Below are 16,660 nucleotides of genomic sequence, written 5' to 3'. Positions count from 1 at the left end.
ATTGTTTACAGATACATTTTCGGCAATACAATTCGTGAATATGGAAATGGTGTTACAGATTGAAATAAAAATATATGCATTCCGCGAAGCGCTTTCCCGACGAGCCGAAACACACTTCGCGGGTTTCGAAGGTTTCACGGCAGTCGCCAGAACCTCATACAAGAGTTGGCTTTGGTGAGTTAGCCGTGCAAATGAAAAAACCGCGGAAAATCCGCGGTCTTTGAATCGGAATGTATTACAGGATCACTCGGTCTCGTCAACCGAAAAATCTTTCCGGCTAAAGTATGTGGAAAGCTCGATCGCTGTATTGGAAAGACCGTAATGTCGGATCTTTTCGAGTAGCTGGTCCAGCATATTGGAGTTGCGCACACGGATGCGCAGAAGAGCGTTATTCAGGCCGACGATGTGATGATGTTCGATGATCGACGGTTCCTGTTCGCAGAAGAGACAGAAATTGTCATACTCGCGCGGCGCGACATTGACCTGAATAAAGGCATTGATGCCGGTTCCGAGTTTGGAGTCATCGATCTGGGCGTGAAATCCCTCGATGACGCCGGTATCGCGGAGTCTGCTGATCCGCTCGGAAACCGCCGGAGCGGTCAGACCGACGAGACGTCCGATTTCGCGGGTCGGGGTTTTGCAGTCATGCTGAAGAATATTGATGATTTTGATGTCGGTCTTATCCATGATGATTTGAACTGCCTTTCCGTGCGATCACCGCGGCGCGGTATTTGCCGGCACGGTGAAATATACTTCTCTATTTTAACTCATATTCGTCAAAAAGGTAAATAAAATTTGTAAAGACAACGGAACTTTCTGCTTTCATTTGTTCAGCGATCGGTGTAGTTTGCAAAACGAAAACCATGTATTCTGACAATTCGAAAGAATATAATAGCACCATAAAGAACGGCCGGACGGAAAAGCCGGCTGAGGGAGGGAAAGAATCGATGGCATTCTACATTTCACAGGTTGTCCACCGAGACGATTACAAGACAACAGACTGGAGCGGAGGAAAAACGACAGAGATCGGCATTGCGCCGAAGGGAAGCGAATATGCGGACCGGGATTTTCTCTGGAGACTCAGTTCTGCTACGGTGGATGTCGAGGAAAGCGAGTTCACCAGTCTTCCGGATTACAATCGGATCATTATGACGCTGAGCGGCGACATCAGTCTCTCTCATAACGGGGAGCGGATGATCGATCTTCCGGAGTTTACGCCGCACCGGTTTGACGGCGGGGATAAGACGGTAAGCATCGGAAAGGTAACCGACTTTAACCTGATGCTCCGAAAGGGCGTCTGTGAGGGAACGGTCGTTCCGCTGCGCATGCAGCCCGGTGAGTCCGTCGATCTGTTCAGCATGCTGGTGCAGGATGTTCCGGCGCCGGATGAGGTGATGGTTTACTGCTATCGCGGAAAACTGACTGTGAAGGATGAAGACGACAAAGAGCACAGGATTGAGTGCGGCGACACCTTACGGCTTTCCGGAAACTTCCGTGAGACAAGCTGGCAGGCCAGTGCCGCGGAGAGCACGCTGGCGGTTGCCGCAGCGGTTCACTACATTCCGCGGAGCGAAGAGGAAGCAGAGGCGCAGGTCAAAAAAGATATGGAAGCTCTGAAAAAGAAAATGGAGCAATAAATATTTTTATTACATATAAGAAAGTTTTAGGAGGAGATCATGAAGAAGTTACTTGAGACAGTACCGAATTACAGTGAAGGCCGCGACATGGAGAAGGTTGCAAAGATTGCTGCCTGCTTCAAGAACAGAAAGGGCGTAAGACTTCTGGACTGCCAGACAGACGCAAACCATAACCGCTGCGTTATCACCGCTGTCGGCGAGCCGGAAGCTCTGAAGAACGCGGTTCTCGATTCCTTCGGCGTTGCTGTAGCAGAGATCGATCTGACTCATCATGAGGGTCAGCATCCGAGAATGGGCGCTGTCGATGTTGTACCGTTTATCCCGTGCCGCAATACTACCGTAGAAGAGGCAGATGCCATCGCAAAAGAGCTCGGAAAAGAAGTCGGCGAGAAGTACGGCGTTCCGGTATTCCTGTATGAGGATTCCGCAAGCGCTCCGCACCGTCAGAACCTTGCAAAGATCCGTAAGGGCCAGTTCGAGGGCATGGCTGAGAAGATGCAGGATAAGGAACTGTGGACACCGGATTTCGGACCGGATCACATCCATCCGACCGCAGGTGTTGTTGCCATCGGCGCAAGAATGCCGCTGATCGCATTTAACATCAACCTTGACACCGACAACATGGAGATTGCAAATGCGATCGCCAACGCAGTGAAGAACATCCGCGGCGGATATCATTTCATCAAGGCAATCGGCGTAGAACTGAACGATCACTATACCGGCAGACCGACGGTTGCGCAGGTATCCATGAATTTAGTAAACTATCAGAAGACTGCCGTTTATCGCGCATTCGAGGCAGTCAAGATGGAAGCAAGACGTTATGGCGTAAATGTCATCGAGAGTGAGATCGTCGGCGTAGTTCCGATGGAGTGCCTGATCGACTGCGCTGCATATTATCTGCAGGCTTGCTGCTTCGGACCGATGAAGTTCGATCCGCAGAAGCAGATCATGGAGAACTGGCTGCTTGAGGACGAGGAAGAGGAGAACTAATCATGGCTGAACTTTTAAAGGATATGACAGTAGAGGGATTTGCGGATCTGACCGCTTCCGATGCACCGGCACCGGGCGGCGGCAGCGTTTCCGCCAATGCGGGCGCTCTGGCGGCAGCTCTGGCAGGAATGGTTGCCAATCTGACTGTCGGCAAGAAGAAATATGAGGCAGTTGAGGAAGAAATGAAGGTTCTTGCGCAGAAGGCAGATGCCCTTCGCAAAGAGCTCATTGAGGACATCGACAAGGACAGCTCTTCCTTCAACATTTACATGGAAGCCATCGGTATGCCGAAGGACACCGAGGAGCAGAAAGAGGCCAGAAAGGCAAAGATGCAGGAAGGTCTGAAGGCCGCTGCAAAGGTTCCGATGGAATGCGCAGAGACCGCTGCAAAGATCTTCGAGATCTCTGAGGCAGTTGTCGCAAAGGGCAACACCAATGCGGTAACCGACGGCCTGGTATCCGCGATGATGGCGAGAACCGCAGTCATCGGCGCGCTGCTGAATGTCAAGATCAACCTCGGTTCCATCAAGGATGAGGCATTTGTCGCAGAGTACACCGCAAAGATTGAGAAGTTAGAGAAGACAGCCATTGAAGAGGAGAAGAAGATCCTCGGAATGAGCGATCTTTCTGACAAACTCTATTAAGACAGTACATGACGGTCCGGACGGACATTCCGGAAGACGGGCGGAATGCGAGGAAGAAACGGGTTCCGCTCCGCCTCCGGAGATAAATTCATCGCTGTGTGGGGGCGCGGCGGATTCCGGGGAGGAAGGACGGACGTTAAAATAGACAACATTGGAAGAAAGCAAAGAAGAGGGGAAACGTATATGAAGACAGATATCGAAATCGCACAGGAAGCGACACCGTTAAACATCACCGAGATCGCGCACAACGAAGGAATCGATGACAAGTATATCGAGCAGTACGGCACCGACAAGGCAAAGATCAGCTACAATCTTCTGAAGGATCTGAAGGATAAGCCGGATGGCAAGCTGGTTCTGGTTACCGCCATCACTCCGACGCCGGCCGGCGAGGGAAAGACCACCACATCCGTTGGTCTGGCAGACGGCCTTCACAAGATCGGCAAGACGGTAGCGGCTGCTCTCCGTGAGCCGAGCCTTGGACCGGTATTCGGCGTAAAAGGCGGCGCAGCAGGCGGCGGTTATGCACAGGTCGTTCCGATGGAGGAGATCAACCTTCATTTCACCGGCGATTTCCACGCAATCGGCGCAGCAAACAACCTTTTGGCTGCAATGATCGACAACCACATTTTCCAGGGCAATGCTCTCCGCATCGATCCGAAGCGCATCACATGGAAGAGAGTTGTCGATATGAATGACCGTCAGCTCCGCAACGTCATCAACGGTCTCGGCAAGAGAACCGACGGACGTGTGCGCGAGGATGGATTCGACATCACTGTTGCAAGTGAGATCATGGCGATCTTCTGCCTTGCAACCGACATTCACGATCTGAAGGAAAGACTCTCCAAGATGATCATCGGCTACAACGTAGACAACGAGCCGGTTACCGCAGGCGATCTTCACGCACAGGGCGCTATGGCAGCTCTTCTGAAGGATGCTCTGAAGCCGAACCTGGTTCAGACACTGGAGCACACACCGGCCTTCATTCACGGCGGCCCGTTCGCAAATATTGCCCACGGCTGCAACTCCGTTCTGGCAACCAAGCTGGCATTAAAGCTCAATGATTACGCGGTTACCGAGGCAGGATTCGGTGCAGACCTCGGCGCAGAGAAGTTCTGCGACATCAAGTGCAGAATGACAGGACTTAAGCCGGATGCGGTTGTTATCGTTGCAACCGTTCGCGCTCTGAAGCATCACGGAGGCGTTGCAAAGGCAGATCTCAACACTCCGAACCTCGAAGCTCTGGAGAAGGGACTTCCGAACCTTCTGCAGCACGTGGAGAACGTGACAAAGGTATTCGGTCTTCCGGCAGTGGTTGCCATCAACCGTTTCCCGTTCGATTCCGAGGAAGAGCTCAAGCTGATCGAGGATAAGTGCAAGGAACTCGGCGTAAATGTTTGCCTGTCCGAAGTATGGGGCAAAGGCGGCGACGGCGGCGTGGAACTTGCAAAAGAGGTTGTAAGACTCTGCGAGGATACCGCAAACAACCACTTCCAGTTCGCATATGATCTGGACGAGAGCATTGAGGACAAGGTTAAGGATATCGTTACAAAGATCTACAGAGGAGCCGGCGTAACCTTTACCGCTGAGGCAAAGAAGCAGATCCAGAGACTGACCGAACTTGGCTTTGACAAGATGCCGATCTGCATGGCTAAGACACAGTTCAGCTTCTCCGACAACAAGAACCTGACCGGCGCTCCGAGAGACTTCAAGATCACCATCCGCGAGGTAAAGGTTTCCGCAGGTGCAGGCTTCCTGGTAGCAAAGACCGGCGACATCATGACCATGCCGGGTCTGCCGAAGGTACCGGCTGCAGAGAATATCGATGTAGACGACGAGGGTAAGATTACCGGACTGTTCTGATCTCATACGAAGTAAGTTATCTGAGTTATCGCGTTTATCGCGCGATCCCGTCCGGCGGACCATTGCCGGACGGAAACATAGTTTGTCCCTCGAATTGAGAGAAGAGGGGACCAAAGTTCCGCTGCGGACTTTGATCTGTTTATGATTTAGGAGGAACCAAGATGGGAACACAAAGTGTGAGCCTCACATGGATTCGCTCGATCCGTGAGCTGAGACAGGTGAGAAATGTAGTCATCTGCGGCCTGATGATCGCTCTGGCGATTGTTCTTGGAAGCGTGGCGACAATCCACATCGGCCCGTACATCAAGGTTGGAATCTCCGGCGTCCCGAACCGTGTGATTGATATGATGTTCGGACCGGCAGTAGGAGCAATCTTTGGCGCTGTTGTCGATGTGTTGAAATGGATGGTGAATCCGGACGGACCGTTCTTTCCGGGATTTACCGTCAGCGCAGCGATGGGCGGCCTGATCTACGGATACGCGTTCTATAAGCACAAGATCACGATTCCGAGAGTTCTGATCGCCAACCTGATTGTCAAGATCTTTGTCAATGTGGGACTGAACAGCATCTGGCTGAATATGCTCTATAACAAAGCCATCATTGCCCTTCTTCCGTCCAGAATCATCTCGAATCTGGTCCAGCTTCCGGTGCACACCATCCTGATCTTCACGGTTCTGACCGCGACAAGACGGATGCTTGCCCAGAACGGCTGGGGGAACGGAGACAAGGCGTAACTCTGTGAAACTCCGTCGGGGGACAGCCGCCGGAGAGATAAGAAAGAATTCTAATATTTCCTGCATTGCGGGGGACCGGTTCGTCCGGTCCCCCGCTCGCGTGTTACTGCCGTAAAAATGACGCCGGACGATACAGACGGCTTGCGGTGACCGGTGTCGGCGAGCTGATGGTGTCAGGTTCACTGCCTGGGAGTGGAGCGGGAGGCGGAAGGCCGCCTGAGGGCCGTATTGTAATGAATTTTTAAGCATTTACGGGGCTTTCGGTGAAATTTCTTCTTTAAAAAGCGATGGCAAGAGTTTATAATATATTCGGTTTAGTCTGTGAAATATTATAGTAAACGCGGAAAAACAGCGTTCATGTATATTTGTTTTCGTTTAGGAGGATGAGAAAGATGATGTCCAATGATATCGGAATTGACCTGGGCACCGCCAGCATTCTTGTATATATTAAGGGTAAGGGCGTTGTACTGAAAGAGCCGTCCGTTGTGGCGATCGATCGCGAGACCAACAAGATCATGGCGATCGGTGAAGAGGCCCGCCTGATGATCGGAAGAACACCGGGCAATATCGTAGCGGTTCGTCCGCTGCGGAAGGGCGTTATTTCGGATTACACGGTAACCGAGAAGATGATGAAGTATTTCATCACCAAGTCGGTCGGAAAGAGAACGCTCCGCAAGCCGAGAATCTGTGTCTGCATTCCGAGCAATGCGACCGAGGTCGAGAGAAAGGCTGTTGAGGATGCGACCTATCAGGCAGGTGCGCGTGACGTATCGATCATCGAGGAGCCGGTTGCCGCTGCGATCGGTGCCGGAATCGACATCGCGAAGGCATGCGGAAACATGATCGTCGACATCGGAGGCGGTACCAGCGATATCGCGGTCATCTCCCTCGGCGGCACGGTAGTCAGCACTTCCATCAAAGTGGCCGGAGACGATTTCGACGAGGCGCTTGTGCGCTATATGAGAAAGAAACACAACCTTCTGATCGGTGAGAGAACCGCGGAGGAGATCAAGATTAATATCGGTGCGGCATTCCGCAGACCGGAAGTGATCACGATGGAGGTTCGCGGAAGAAACCTTGTCACCGGTCTTCCGAAGACGATCATGGTTACCTCCGACGAGACGCTGGAGGCGCTGAGTGAGCCGGCAATGCAGATTGTCGATGCGGTACACAATGTCCTTGAGAGAACTCCGCCGGAGCTTGCGGCTGATATCTTTGAACGAGGCATTGTGATGACGGGCGGCGGATCTCTCCTGAACGGTCTGGATCAGCTGATCTTTGAGAAGACGGGCATCAATACGATGATCGCCGACGATCCGCTGACAGCGGTTGCGATCGGAACCGGAAAGTATATCGAGTTCCTCCACGGCGATCCGCACTCCAAGAGAGAGTTTTGATCGTAACATCTGATAAATTGTAATTTTCAGGGAAAATGTCCCCTTTGCCGGACCTTTTACAAGAGGTCTGGCGTAGACGGAGACATTTTCCCTTCGTTTGTCTTTTGGGAGGCAGTCCCGGGAAAGATGGGAGAAGACATGGCGCAGGTGAAGGGTTACATCGAAAAGATTAAGTTCCGGAATGAAGAGAACGGATATACGGTCATGAGCGTATCCGGAGCGGATGACGGGGAAGAATATATTCTTGTGGGGACATTTTCCTATCTGTCGGAAGGCGAGATGATCGACGCTTCCGGTTCGATGACCGTGCATCCGGTATACGGCGAACAGCTTCAGGTGGAACACTACGAGATCCTGGCGCCGGAAGATACGGTCTCGATGGAAAAGTATCTGGCGTCCGGCGCGATCAAGGGGATCGGAGCGGCGCTTGCCAAGCGTATCGTTAAAAAATTCAGGCAGGATACGTTCCGGATCATGGAGGAAGAGCCGGAGCGTCTCGCGGAGATCAAAGGCATCAGCGAGCGGATGGCGATGGAGATCTCCGATCAGGTCGAGGAGAAAAAGGAAATGCGGCAGGCCATGATGTTCCTGCAGGGATACGGCATTTCCATGAATCTCGCGGTGAAGATCTATAAAGAATACGGCCCGATGGTTTACACGGTTCTGCAGAAGAATCCGTATAAGCTCGCCGATGATATCAGCGGTGTGGGGTTCCGCATGGCGGATGAGATCGCGGCGAAGGCCGGCATCGCCGTGGATTCTGATTTCCGGATCTGCAGCGGCATTCTGTACACGCTGGTGCAGGCTTCGGTGAACGGAAATACGTGTCTGCCGGAGTCGGAACTGCGCGCGCAGGCGGCTGAGATTCTCGGCGTTGACGTGGACCTGATCGACAAACATCTGATGGATATGCAGATCGACAAGCGGATTGTGGTCAAACTCCGCCCGGACGGGGAGCGCATGGTCTATGCATCACGGTTCTATTACATGGAAAACGGCATCGCGGGGATGCTCCACGATCTGAATATATCCGGAAACGAACCGGAGGAGGAGATCCGGAAGAATCTGGCGATCATTCAGGAACGGGACGGAATCACGCTGGATGAACTTCAGATTCAGGCGGTGGTTCAGGCGGTAAACAGGGGCCTTCTCGTGATCACGGGCGGACCGGGAACCGGTAAGACGACAACCATCAATGCGATCATCAGTTATTTTGAACAGGGGGACATGAAGATTCTCCTGGCGGCGCCGACGGGACGCGCGGCAAAGCGGATGACGGAGGCAACCGGACGGGAGGCGAAGACCATTCACCGCCTTTTAGAGATCAGCGGCATTCCGGACGAGGAAGACCGGACCAATCAGGCGCTGGAAGGCCGGAGTACCATGCATTTTGAAAAGGATGAGGACAACCCTCTCGAGGCCGATGCTGTTATCATCGATGAGATGTCGATGGTGGACGTCGCGCTCATGCATTCCCTGCTGAAGGCGGTCAGCGTCGGCACGAGACTGATTCTGGTGGGCGATGTCGACCAGCTGCCGAGTGTCGGACCGGGCAATGTCCTGCGCGATATCATTGGCTCCGCCTGCGTGCCGGTTGTGCGGCTGACGCACATTTTCCGCCAGGCGGCCAAAAGCGATATCATCGTGAATGCCCACAAGATCAATGAGGGGCAGCCGGTGGATCTCGGAAAGCGGAGTGAGGACTTCCTCTTCCTGAAGCGGACGGACGCCAATGCGATCATCAACTGCATGATCACTCTTGTGAGGGATAAACTCCCAGGTTACGTCAAAAGCGGCGTCTATGATGTCCAGATTATGACGCCGATGCGGAAAGGGGCGCTCGGCGTGGAGCGGTTGAACCGCATTTTCCAGCAGTACCTGAATCCGGCATCGCCGGACAAAAGGGAAAAAGAGATGGGGGATGTGCTTTACCGCGAGGGCGACAAGGTCATGCAGATCAAGAACAATTACCAGATCGAGTGGAAACGGCGCGGCCGGGGCGGCGTGATTCTCGAAGAGGGAACCGGAATTTTCAACGGCGATATGGGGATTGTCCGGGAGATTAATCTGCCGGCGGAACTGATCACGGTGGAATTCGATGAAGGACATCTGGTGGAATATGCCTTCGGTGATCTGGACCAGCTGGAGCATGCCTATGCGATCACGATCCACAAGTCACAGGGAAGCGAGTACCCGGCGGTGGTCGTTCCGGTGCTGTCGGGACCGCGCGTTCTGATGACGAGGAATCTGATATACACGGCAGTGACAAGAGCGAAATCCTGCGTTTGCATCGTCGGACTTCCGGATGCATTTGCCTCCATGGCGGAGAATGCGATGGAGCAGAAGCGGTATTCCGGCCTGAAAGACCGGATCATGGAGATCTGCCTGTGAGGGCGGAAGGCGAAACGGGGTAAAACGGGAAAAGATAATGCGTGAACCGGGCAGCGCGAGAACAGGACATCCGTGAACACGGCAGGACGTCACGGGGAAGATGGCGCGCAGGGTGAAACGCGAACCGGGCAAAGAGTGAACCGGATAAGCCGGGAATGCGGCGGGAGAGAACGCCGCGGAAAGGAGCGGCATGAACTGGAGGGAAGAACTGACAGGTCTGGTATTTCCGCGGCGATGTCCGATCTGTGATGACATTGTGCGTCCGAGGGGCGAACTCATATGCCCCGAATGCCGGTCGGTGATCTCGTTTGTCCATGAGCCATGCTGCAAGAAATGCGGCAAGACACTGGAAGACCCGGACCGGGAGTACTGCGGGGACTGCCTGCGGCGCACCAGGTCCTTTGAGGCGGGGATTTCTCTGCTGAATTATGAGGGGCCGGCGGCCGATTCCATCGCGCGGATCAAATATCACAACAAGCGGGAGTATCTGGATTATTATGCGGATGAGGCGGCAAGGCGGTGCGGAAGACGAATCCGGGAGATCCGGCCGGATGTGCTGATTCCGGTCCCGGTCCATCCGGCGAGACTCCGGAAGCGGGGGTTCAATCAGGCGGAACTACTGGCGGACCGGCTGGGAAAGCGGCTGGGGATTCCGGTGGAAACGGAGCTTCTTCGGCGAAGCCGGAAGACGGTTCCGAATAAGAATCTTACGCCGAGTGAGCGGCTGAAAAACCTGACGGCGGCATTTTCCGCTGATCCGGTGCTCGCGAAGGCCATGCAGCGCCACGGTGTGCAGCGAATTCTGATCGTGGATGACATCTATACGACCGGCGCGACGGTGGAGGCGTGCTGCCGGGTTCTGCATCATGCGGGATTTGAAAAAGCATGGTTCTTTACGATAGGAATCGGACATGGAACGTGATAGAATTATTAGCGTGATCCGCGGGATCACGGGATGCGCGGAACGGCGCTGAATGCATGGCAACAGATGATGACAGAGAGCACCGGGGAGAACGAACCGGCAAGTCGCATCATCTGCAGGTACATCTGCAGGTAGAAAATGGGACCGATAGGACCAATAGGACCGGTATGACCGGTATGAGGAGGCGTATCTGCCTGCGTTCCGAACGCTTACAGAAGAGACAGGAAGAGGAGAGGAAACATGGTTAAGGAATTGAATTACGTGCTGCAGGAAGAGGATTTTCGGAACTGGTTTCACTGGAATGTGGTTCACAATACCAGCAAGACCAGAAAATACGTCGGATATGTGCTCAGCGCCGGTGTGGCGGTAATCCTGCTGATTCAGGGATATATGTCTGCCGGACTGAATTTTCAGAAGCTTCTGCCGACGATTCTTCTGGCCATCGGTGTGGTATTTGTGATGGGATACACTTCATCGGATCGGGCGGTTGAGAGAGCGCTCTGGAAGCGGAGCGGACTGCAGAGAATGAAGAATTTCAATGCATTTCCGCGTGTGCATTTTGTCGCGGATGAGAAGAGAATCTCCATCACCACCGAAGCGCAGCAGGCGATCAATCAGGATGCGACGCATCAGGTGATCAGCTACTCTCAGCTCAGCGGAGTCGAGATGATCGACCGGCTGATTCTGATCAAGCAGCCGAAGCAGATTCAGTTCGTGGCCCGCAGCGCTTTCAAAAGTCAGGAAGAAGAGGCGGAGTTTATCCGGTTTATCGAGGAGAGAATTGCTGAAGCGAAGGAACATCCGGAAGAGTATGTACCGGAACCGACTGCGGAAGAGATCGAGGAAGAAGAGACGAAGAAGGCGGAGCGCGAGGAAAATGCCGCAGCCATAGCGGCAAACCCGGCTGCAGATGACGGCGACCGCAGCGTTGCGGAAGAAGACATCCATCGGGTGGACACCTCGAACATGGGAACGCTCGGAAAGATCGCGCACATGGTTGCTGCGGACGCGGACATGGACACCGATTCGGATGCTGATACGGCGGAAGAATGTACAGACAGTGCGGAAGAAACTGCGGATGAAGTGTCCGAAAAAGAAAATAAACCGGAAGATGATGCGGAATCCACACAAAAAGTATCGGGATCCAATGCGGATTAAGTGAGAAAGACCGCGAAAAAAGAGGCGATAAAACCGGAAAAACGAAAAGAATAATTCCGAAAGAGACAAACCTCGATATTCACGGGAAATATACACGGGAAGACAGGAAGAAAGGACGAATGGAAGTATGAAAGAATATCGAATCGCAGTGATCCCGGGAGACGGAATCGGTCCGGAAGTTATGGATGAAGCGGTACGGACTCTGAACGCCGCAGCAAAAAAAGACGGAACCTTTTCATTTCACTTTGACACCTTCCCGTGGGGATGTGAGTATTATCTGAAGAATGGGGAAATGATGCCGGCGGATGCTCTTGATACGCTGAAAGCATATGATGCCATTCTTCTCGGTGCAGTCGGATTTCCGGGCGTGCCGGATCACATTTCACTCCGGGATCTTCTTCTGAAGATACGCCATGGATTTGACGAGTACATCAATGTCCGTCCGGTGAAACTCCTCCCGGGGGCTCCCTGCCCGCTGGCGGGGGTAAAGCCGGAAGACATCGATATGATCTTTATCCGCGAGAACAGCGAAGGGGAGTATTACGGAACCGGTTCCTGGCTGTACAAGGATACGCCGCAGGAAGTGGTCATTCAGGACAGTGTCTTTTCCAGAAAGGGCTGCGAGAGAGTGATCCGGTATGCGTTCGATCTCGCGAGAAAAGAGAAGAAATCTCTGACCAGTATCAGCAAGGGCAATGCGCTGAACTATTCTATGGTCTTCTGGGATCAGATCTTCGAGGAAGTCGGGAAGGACTATCCGGACGTCGAGAAGAGGCATCTTCTGGTGGATGCCGCTTCGATGTTTATGGTGAAGGACCCGAAGCGCTTCGGCATCGTGGTCACGTCGAATCTGTTCGGCGATATCCTGACGGATCTCGGCGCGGCGATCTCCGGCGGAATGGGACTTGCCGCCGGAGCAAACCTCAACCCGGACCGCACTTTCCCGTCGATGTTTGAGCCGATTCACGGCTCTGCGCCGGATATTGCGGGACAGGGCATTGCAAACCCGCTCGCCTCGGTATGGTCGGCGGCGCAGCTTCTGGAATTTCTGGGACATAAAGATCAGGCCGACCGGGCTCTTGGGGCAATCGCGACGCTTCTCCGCGAGCACCGGGATCTGACACCGGATATGGGCGGTTCCGCTTCCACATCCGAGTGCGGAAAAGCGATCGAGGCTCTGATGCTCGCGTGAAAACGGGAATCGGGGCAAAAGAGCAACAGAGACACTGGACTCCGGAAAGACGAACCGGAGTGACAGGAGGAACAAGGTGGAAAGAGTTGAAATGATCGATGACGGAAGGATTATCCCGGAGACGGCGGATGATCTGATCGCCCTCGTTCACTGTTTTATGGATTTCGGAGAGACACTGCTCCTTTGCGGAGCAGAGATCAGCCGGGTGGAAGATACCATCATGCGCCTCGGACAGGCGTACGGCGCGCTCCGAACCAATATTTTTGCGATCTCTTCGAATATTACGGTGACACTGCAGTATCCGGGAAATCTTGAGGTGACGAGAACCCGGCGGATTCTGACCGGCTGCTCGACGGATTTTACCAAGCTGGAAGAACTGAATGAACTGAGCCGGATATGTTGCCGCAATCCGATTCCGGCGGCCGTGCTTCACCGGGAAGTGGCGAAGATCCGTGAGGAAAAGGCACCGGCGGCCGGTTTTTATGCCGGAAGTGTTCTGGGAGCGGCGGCATTTGCCCTGTTTTTCGGCGGTGACCTGAATGATGCGGGCGCGACAGCCGTTGCCGGTCTGTTGATTGCGTGGATGCAGCGGAAACTGACATCGCTGTTTCCGAACAGCATGGCGTTCCACCTGATCGCCTCGCTGGTGAGCGGCTTCCTGATCAGCCTGTTCGGAAAAGCGGCACGGTTTCATGTGGATATGATCACGATCGGCGCGATCATGCTGCTGATCCCGGGAATGGCGATTACGAATGCCGTGCGCGATATTCTGGTGGGAGATACACTCGCCGGCGTACTGCGGATTATCGAGTGCCTTCTGATTGCGGGATCTCTGGCATGCGGATTTATGTTTGCGATGGTTTTGACAGGAGGAATGTGATGGAGTGTTTTGAAGTGACACAGTTGTTTACGGCATTCCTTGCTTCTCTTGGATTTGCGATGCTGTATCGCCTGAGAAAAGGTCTTCTCCTTGCGGCGGCAGTCGGCGGCCTGATCGACTGGGCGACGTATCTTTTCGGAGTTCATCTCGGGTGGGATCTCTTTTTTGCGAGTCTTGCCGCGTCGGCGGCGACGGAACTGTATTCGGAGATCGCGGCGAGACGTCTTCACACTCCGGCGACGATCATCTATATTCCGGGAATGATCCCGCTGGTTCCGGGCGGAAGCCTGTATCACGCGATGGAAGCCGTAGTGGTCGGTGATACCGCGGCCGCGGCGGATTATGCCAACAGGACGCTTCAGTGCTCTCTGGCGATTGCCGCCGGACTTGCGCTCATCTGGTCGGCGATGGAATTCCACCGCAACGTCGTTCGCTGGAAAAACCATGAAGTTTTCAGCGGACGGTATTGATACCGGGATGTGTTTTGGCTTTGATAGAATATTTGACGGGATATTTAAAAGAATAACGGAAGGAATAAATGAAGAAACAAAAAAACTGCGCTGAGGCGGTGCCGCGTCGGAAGAGACCGGGGCGGAACCGTTTCTCCGCAGTTTTTTTGCCTGACATTATAGTTTGACATTTCAGTTTGACATTTCAGTCTGACATTTCAGTCTGATATTTCAATCTGATATTAAAACCTGACTTTAATATCTAACTTTATATTAAAGCTTGATATTAAAGCCTGACATTATAGTTGGATATTCAAGTTGGGCATTTATACGGAGAGCGGAAAAAGCGCCCGTGCAATCATCGTCAGCGCGAGCAGGTGCGCCGGATAAAAACAATAGAAGAAGTATGGGTGACGGATATTGCCCCGTGTTCCGTCGTACCGTGAGATCGGAATGAGGGCGAGCGCCGCGGAGCAGAGAAACTGCACGGATTCGATGGCCATGACAACGCCGGCCAGCTGGTTGCGGGACGCCGGAGCGGTGTACGGAATATAAAAAGCGCCGATCAGAAGGATACCGACGGCTCCGTAGTCACAGAACGTGAACTGTGCGAGAAGACAGGCGGCGGTAAAAACGGCCATCCGGAGAATGTATACCTGATGGGGGGATTCGGCGTTCGCCAGAATCCGCTGATCGAGGGACATGAAGATGAGGCCGATCAGCAGCGTAAAAAGCGTGTTGTTTTTATAGAGAAAAAACAGCTCGCCGGTGGAAGCCAGATTAAACGGGATCTCCGAGAGGACGGCAAACACGGCGACGGAGGCGATATAGCGCCGGAGGTGCCGGGTGTGCGCAAAACCCTCCACGAGAAGAAAGCAGTACAGCGGCATAGCGATTCGCCCGACGGCACGCAGGAAGAAAATGATCCAGGGGATGGCCGGATACAGGAATCCGGTCATTTCCGGCGTGAGCTTTGACAAAATGATGGCGGCGATGTGATCGACCGTCATGCTTATCATCGCGATTGTTTTGATCTGTGCTCCGGAGAGCGAGGCATCGGGCAGACGGCTGAGAATGCCGTCCTTTTCATTGGAAGAATTCATATCAGGACCTTTCCGGAAAAGAATCTGTGTCTAATAACGAACGAGGGCAAAGCCTCCGAAATACTATATCACAGAACAGCGGAAAGCAGGAAGGGTTGACAGAATTGAAACAGGAAGATAGAATACAATAACACAAAATAGATTTAACTAATCAGAATTAGAAAATGCTAAATTAGTGCAGACTAAAATTGCGATTTTTGAGGATAAAAAGGATATAAAAAATAGTTAAAATAGACTAATTGCCGCCGGGGAATGCAGATAAAACGGTTAGAATACTCTAATTTGCAGAGGCAAAAGGCTGCAGCGACGGAAAAACGGTATGATAGATAACCGGTAACCGTAGACCTGCAGGTGAGAAACCGGAAACCAGCATGAGAGAAAAACAGGAATCAGAACGGAGATAGTTATGGTAAACTTAAATATACCGATAAATCAAACAGATGCCGTAGTGCTTACGGTGCTCGGCGGAATGTTCCTTCTTGGCGTTCGCGCGCTGGTCGGCTTTTTCCGGGATCCGGCGAAAAAGAGACAATTGGCGGACGAGAAGGTACGAAACGGGACGGAGATCCTCGATGACCGTTCGAAGGAACCGGTCGACGGAAGGATTGTTCTCTCAATTGACGGTATGCAGTGCGGGATGTGCGAACTTCATATGAAAGATGCGGTCCGGAAAGCGATACCGGGAGCGAGCGGAGTGGAGGCTTCTCATATGAAGGGAGAGGTTTCATTTATTCTCCGCGATCCGGAAGTGATCTGCGAGATCTCAACAAAACTCCATCATGAAATTGATCCATTGGGCTACCGGATACTGGAGATGGAACGGAAGAAAATATCATAAGAGAGTATCATAAGAGAATATCGTGAAGAAGAAAAAATGCAAATCGGATGATTCATAAAAGATGAATATCGGCGCATGCAGGGGAACGACGAACGAAGCGGCAAACGGCGACGGGGCGTCAACCTTCTGGAAAGGAGTATTTATGGCAGATGTTATTGTGGCGGCAATTCTGATCCTGTTGATCGGAGCCGCGGTATATAAGGTGTTTTCTGATAAGAAGAAAGGAATCTGTTCGTGCGGACAAGGCTGCGAGTCCTGTTCCCACGGATGCAGCACAGAGAAAGCACCGGAACGATTCCGACTGAAGAAATGATTTATCATGCACCATTATGCACGAACCATTTTAGACGGTTTCATCTGTTTATAATATAAATGTCAGAAAATTCAGAATCAGAACAAAAATTTAATATTTTTCCATAACATAAACCATACAAAATGGCTTGACCCGCTAAAATTGGTATGTTA

General features: G+C 52.7%; 16 protein-coding genes. 14 read left to right on the top strand and 2 right to left on the bottom strand.

What is annotated here, in order from left to right:
• Positions 1 to 243: 243 nt before the first annotated feature.
• Entirely contained in the window at positions 244 to 687 is a 444-nt protein-coding gene (locus BR86_RS0101370) for an Lrp/AsnC family transcriptional regulator (protein ID WP_031471223.1), read from the bottom strand.
• 260 nt (positions 688 to 947) lie between these two features.
• Between BR86_RS0101370 and BR86_RS0101365 the strand changes: the two genes are divergently transcribed.
• The 12 genes from BR86_RS0101365 (at position 948) to BR86_RS0101305 (ending at position 14,275) form a co-directional block, all read left to right on the top strand.
• A complete protein-coding gene (locus BR86_RS0101365; RefSeq protein WP_081843956.1) occupies positions 948 to 1,637 on the top strand; it encodes a HutD family protein in 690 nt (229 codons plus the stop codon).
• A 39-nt stretch (positions 1,638 to 1,676) separates the two neighbouring features.
• Positions 1,677 to 2,627, top strand: coding sequence for a glutamate formimidoyltransferase (gene ftcD / locus BR86_RS0101360; protein ID WP_031471221.1), 951 nt, complete (start codon positions 1,677 to 1,679; stop codon positions 2,625 to 2,627).
• A 2-nt stretch (positions 2,628 to 2,629) separates the two neighbouring features.
• Positions 2,630 to 3,271 (top strand): cyclodeaminase/cyclohydrolase family protein, encoded by a 642-nt coding sequence (locus BR86_RS0101355; protein ID WP_031471220.1) that lies wholly within the window; start codon positions 2,630 to 2,632, stop codon positions 3,269 to 3,271.
• 183 nt (positions 3,272 to 3,454) lie between these two features.
• Positions 3,455 to 5,131 carry a formate--tetrahydrofolate ligase gene (locus BR86_RS0101350; RefSeq protein ID WP_031471219.1) on the top strand — a complete coding sequence of 559 codons (1,677 nt, stop codon included), beginning with the start codon at positions 3,455 to 3,457 and terminating at the stop codon, positions 5,129 to 5,131.
• Positions 5,132 to 5,292: 161 nt separating this feature from the next.
• Positions 5,293 to 5,865, top strand: a complete 573-nt coding sequence (locus BR86_RS0101345) for a folate family ECF transporter S component (RefSeq protein WP_038287418.1) — start codon at positions 5,293 to 5,295, stop codon at positions 5,863 to 5,865.
• A gap of 383 nt (positions 5,866 to 6,248) precedes the next feature.
• Positions 6,249 to 7,262, top strand: coding sequence for a rod shape-determining protein (gene mreB, locus BR86_RS0101340; protein WP_031471217.1), 1,014 nt, complete (start codon positions 6,249 to 6,251; stop codon positions 7,260 to 7,262).
• A 138-nt stretch (positions 7,263 to 7,400) separates the two neighbouring features.
• Complete coding sequence (gene recD2 / locus BR86_RS0101335; RefSeq protein ID WP_031471216.1) at positions 7,401 to 9,653, top strand: SF1B family DNA helicase RecD2; 2,253 nt, start codon at positions 7,401 to 7,403, stop codon at positions 9,651 to 9,653.
• Between the two features lie 190 nt (positions 9,654 to 9,843).
• Positions 9,844 to 10,575, top strand: coding sequence for a ComF family protein (locus BR86_RS0101330; RefSeq protein ID WP_031471215.1), 732 nt, complete (start codon positions 9,844 to 9,846; stop codon positions 10,573 to 10,575).
• Positions 10,576 to 10,815: 240 nt separating this feature from the next.
• Positions 10,816 to 11,733 carry a hypothetical protein gene (locus BR86_RS0101320; RefSeq protein ID WP_031471214.1) on the top strand — a complete coding sequence of 306 codons (918 nt, stop codon included), beginning with the start codon at positions 10,816 to 10,818 and terminating at the stop codon, positions 11,731 to 11,733.
• A 127-nt stretch (positions 11,734 to 11,860) separates the two neighbouring features.
• Positions 11,861 to 12,925 (top strand): tartrate dehydrogenase, encoded by a 1,065-nt coding sequence (locus tag BR86_RS0101315; protein WP_031471213.1) that lies wholly within the window; start codon positions 11,861 to 11,863, stop codon positions 12,923 to 12,925.
• A gap of 76 nt (positions 12,926 to 13,001) precedes the next feature.
• A complete protein-coding gene (locus tag BR86_RS0101310; protein WP_083425998.1) occupies positions 13,002 to 13,805 on the top strand; it encodes a threonine/serine exporter family protein in 804 nt (267 codons plus the stop codon).
• Positions 13,805 to 14,275, top strand: a complete 471-nt coding sequence (locus tag BR86_RS0101305) for a threonine/serine exporter family protein (RefSeq protein ID WP_051684501.1) — start codon at positions 13,805 to 13,807, stop codon at positions 14,273 to 14,275. Before BR86_RS0101310 ends, BR86_RS0101305 begins: the two co-directional genes overlap by 1 nt.
• Positions 14,276 to 14,580: 305 nt before the next feature.
• On the opposite strand, the gene BR86_RS0101300 is transcribed toward BR86_RS0101305, so the two are convergent.
• Positions 14,581 to 15,357 carry a TraX family protein gene (locus tag BR86_RS0101300; RefSeq protein WP_031471210.1) on the bottom strand — a complete coding sequence of 259 codons (777 nt, stop codon included), beginning with the start codon at positions 15,355 to 15,357 and terminating at the stop codon, positions 14,581 to 14,583.
• A gap of 406 nt (positions 15,358 to 15,763) precedes the next feature.
• On the opposite strand from BR86_RS0101300, the gene BR86_RS14935 reads away from it, so the two are divergent.
• A complete protein-coding gene (locus BR86_RS14935) occupies positions 15,764 to 16,195 on the top strand; it encodes a heavy-metal-associated domain-containing protein (RefSeq protein ID WP_143099284.1) in 432 nt (143 codons plus the stop codon).
• A gap of 142 nt (positions 16,196 to 16,337) precedes the next feature.
• Positions 16,338 to 16,508 (top strand): FeoB-associated Cys-rich membrane protein, encoded by a 171-nt coding sequence (locus BR86_RS14435; RefSeq protein WP_075034397.1) that lies wholly within the window; start codon positions 16,338 to 16,340, stop codon positions 16,506 to 16,508.
• The last annotated feature ends 152 nt before the right edge of the window (positions 16,509 to 16,660 follow it).

It is taken from the genome of [Clostridium] aminophilum DSM 10710, assembly GCF_000711825.1.
Taxonomy (GTDB): Bacteria; Bacillota; Clostridia; order Lachnospirales; family Lachnospiraceae; genus Clostridium_R; species Clostridium_R aminophilum.
Note: the sequence above shows the minus strand (reverse complement) of the source record. Positions and strands in the feature narration are given on the sequence as shown.

What these genes read in the sequence shown, in the direction of transcription:
- BR86_RS0101370 (WP_031471223.1), bottom strand. Translation starts at nt 687, where the DNA reads ATGGATAAGACCGACATCAAAATCATCAATATTCTTCAGCATGACTGC.
- BR86_RS0101365 (WP_081843956.1), top strand. Translation starts at nt 948, where the DNA reads ATGGCATTCTACATTTCACAGGTTGTCCACCGAGACGATTACAAGACA.
- ftcD (WP_031471221.1), top strand. Translation starts at nt 1,677, where the DNA reads ATGAAGAAGTTACTTGAGACAGTACCGAATTACAGTGAAGGCCGCGAC.
- BR86_RS0101355 (WP_031471220.1), top strand. Translation starts at nt 2,630, where the DNA reads ATGGCTGAACTTTTAAAGGATATGACAGTAGAGGGATTTGCGGATCTG.
- BR86_RS0101350 (WP_031471219.1), top strand. Translation starts at nt 3,455, where the DNA reads ATGAAGACAGATATCGAAATCGCACAGGAAGCGACACCGTTAAACATC.
- BR86_RS0101345 (WP_038287418.1), top strand. Translation starts at nt 5,293, where the DNA reads ATGGGAACACAAAGTGTGAGCCTCACATGGATTCGCTCGATCCGTGAG.
- mreB (WP_031471217.1), top strand. Translation starts at nt 6,249, where the DNA reads ATGAGAAAGATGATGTCCAATGATATCGGAATTGACCTGGGCACCGCC.
- recD2 (WP_031471216.1), top strand. Translation starts at nt 7,401, where the DNA reads ATGGCGCAGGTGAAGGGTTACATCGAAAAGATTAAGTTCCGGAATGAA.
- BR86_RS0101330 (WP_031471215.1), top strand. Translation starts at nt 9,844, where the DNA reads ATGAACTGGAGGGAAGAACTGACAGGTCTGGTATTTCCGCGGCGATGT.
- BR86_RS0101320 (WP_031471214.1), top strand. Translation starts at nt 10,816, where the DNA reads ATGGTTAAGGAATTGAATTACGTGCTGCAGGAAGAGGATTTTCGGAAC.
- BR86_RS0101315 (WP_031471213.1), top strand. Translation starts at nt 11,861, where the DNA reads ATGAAAGAATATCGAATCGCAGTGATCCCGGGAGACGGAATCGGTCCG.
- BR86_RS0101305 (WP_051684501.1), top strand. Translation starts at nt 13,805, where the DNA reads ATGGAGTGTTTTGAAGTGACACAGTTGTTTACGGCATTCCTTGCTTCT.
- BR86_RS0101300 (WP_031471210.1), bottom strand. Translation starts at nt 15,357, where the DNA reads ATGAATTCTTCCAATGAAAAGGACGGCATTCTCAGCCGTCTGCCCGAT.
- BR86_RS14935 (WP_143099284.1), top strand. Translation starts at nt 15,764, where the DNA reads ATGGTAAACTTAAATATACCGATAAATCAAACAGATGCCGTAGTGCTT.
- BR86_RS14435 (WP_075034397.1), top strand. Translation starts at nt 16,338, where the DNA reads ATGGCAGATGTTATTGTGGCGGCAATTCTGATCCTGTTGATCGGAGCC.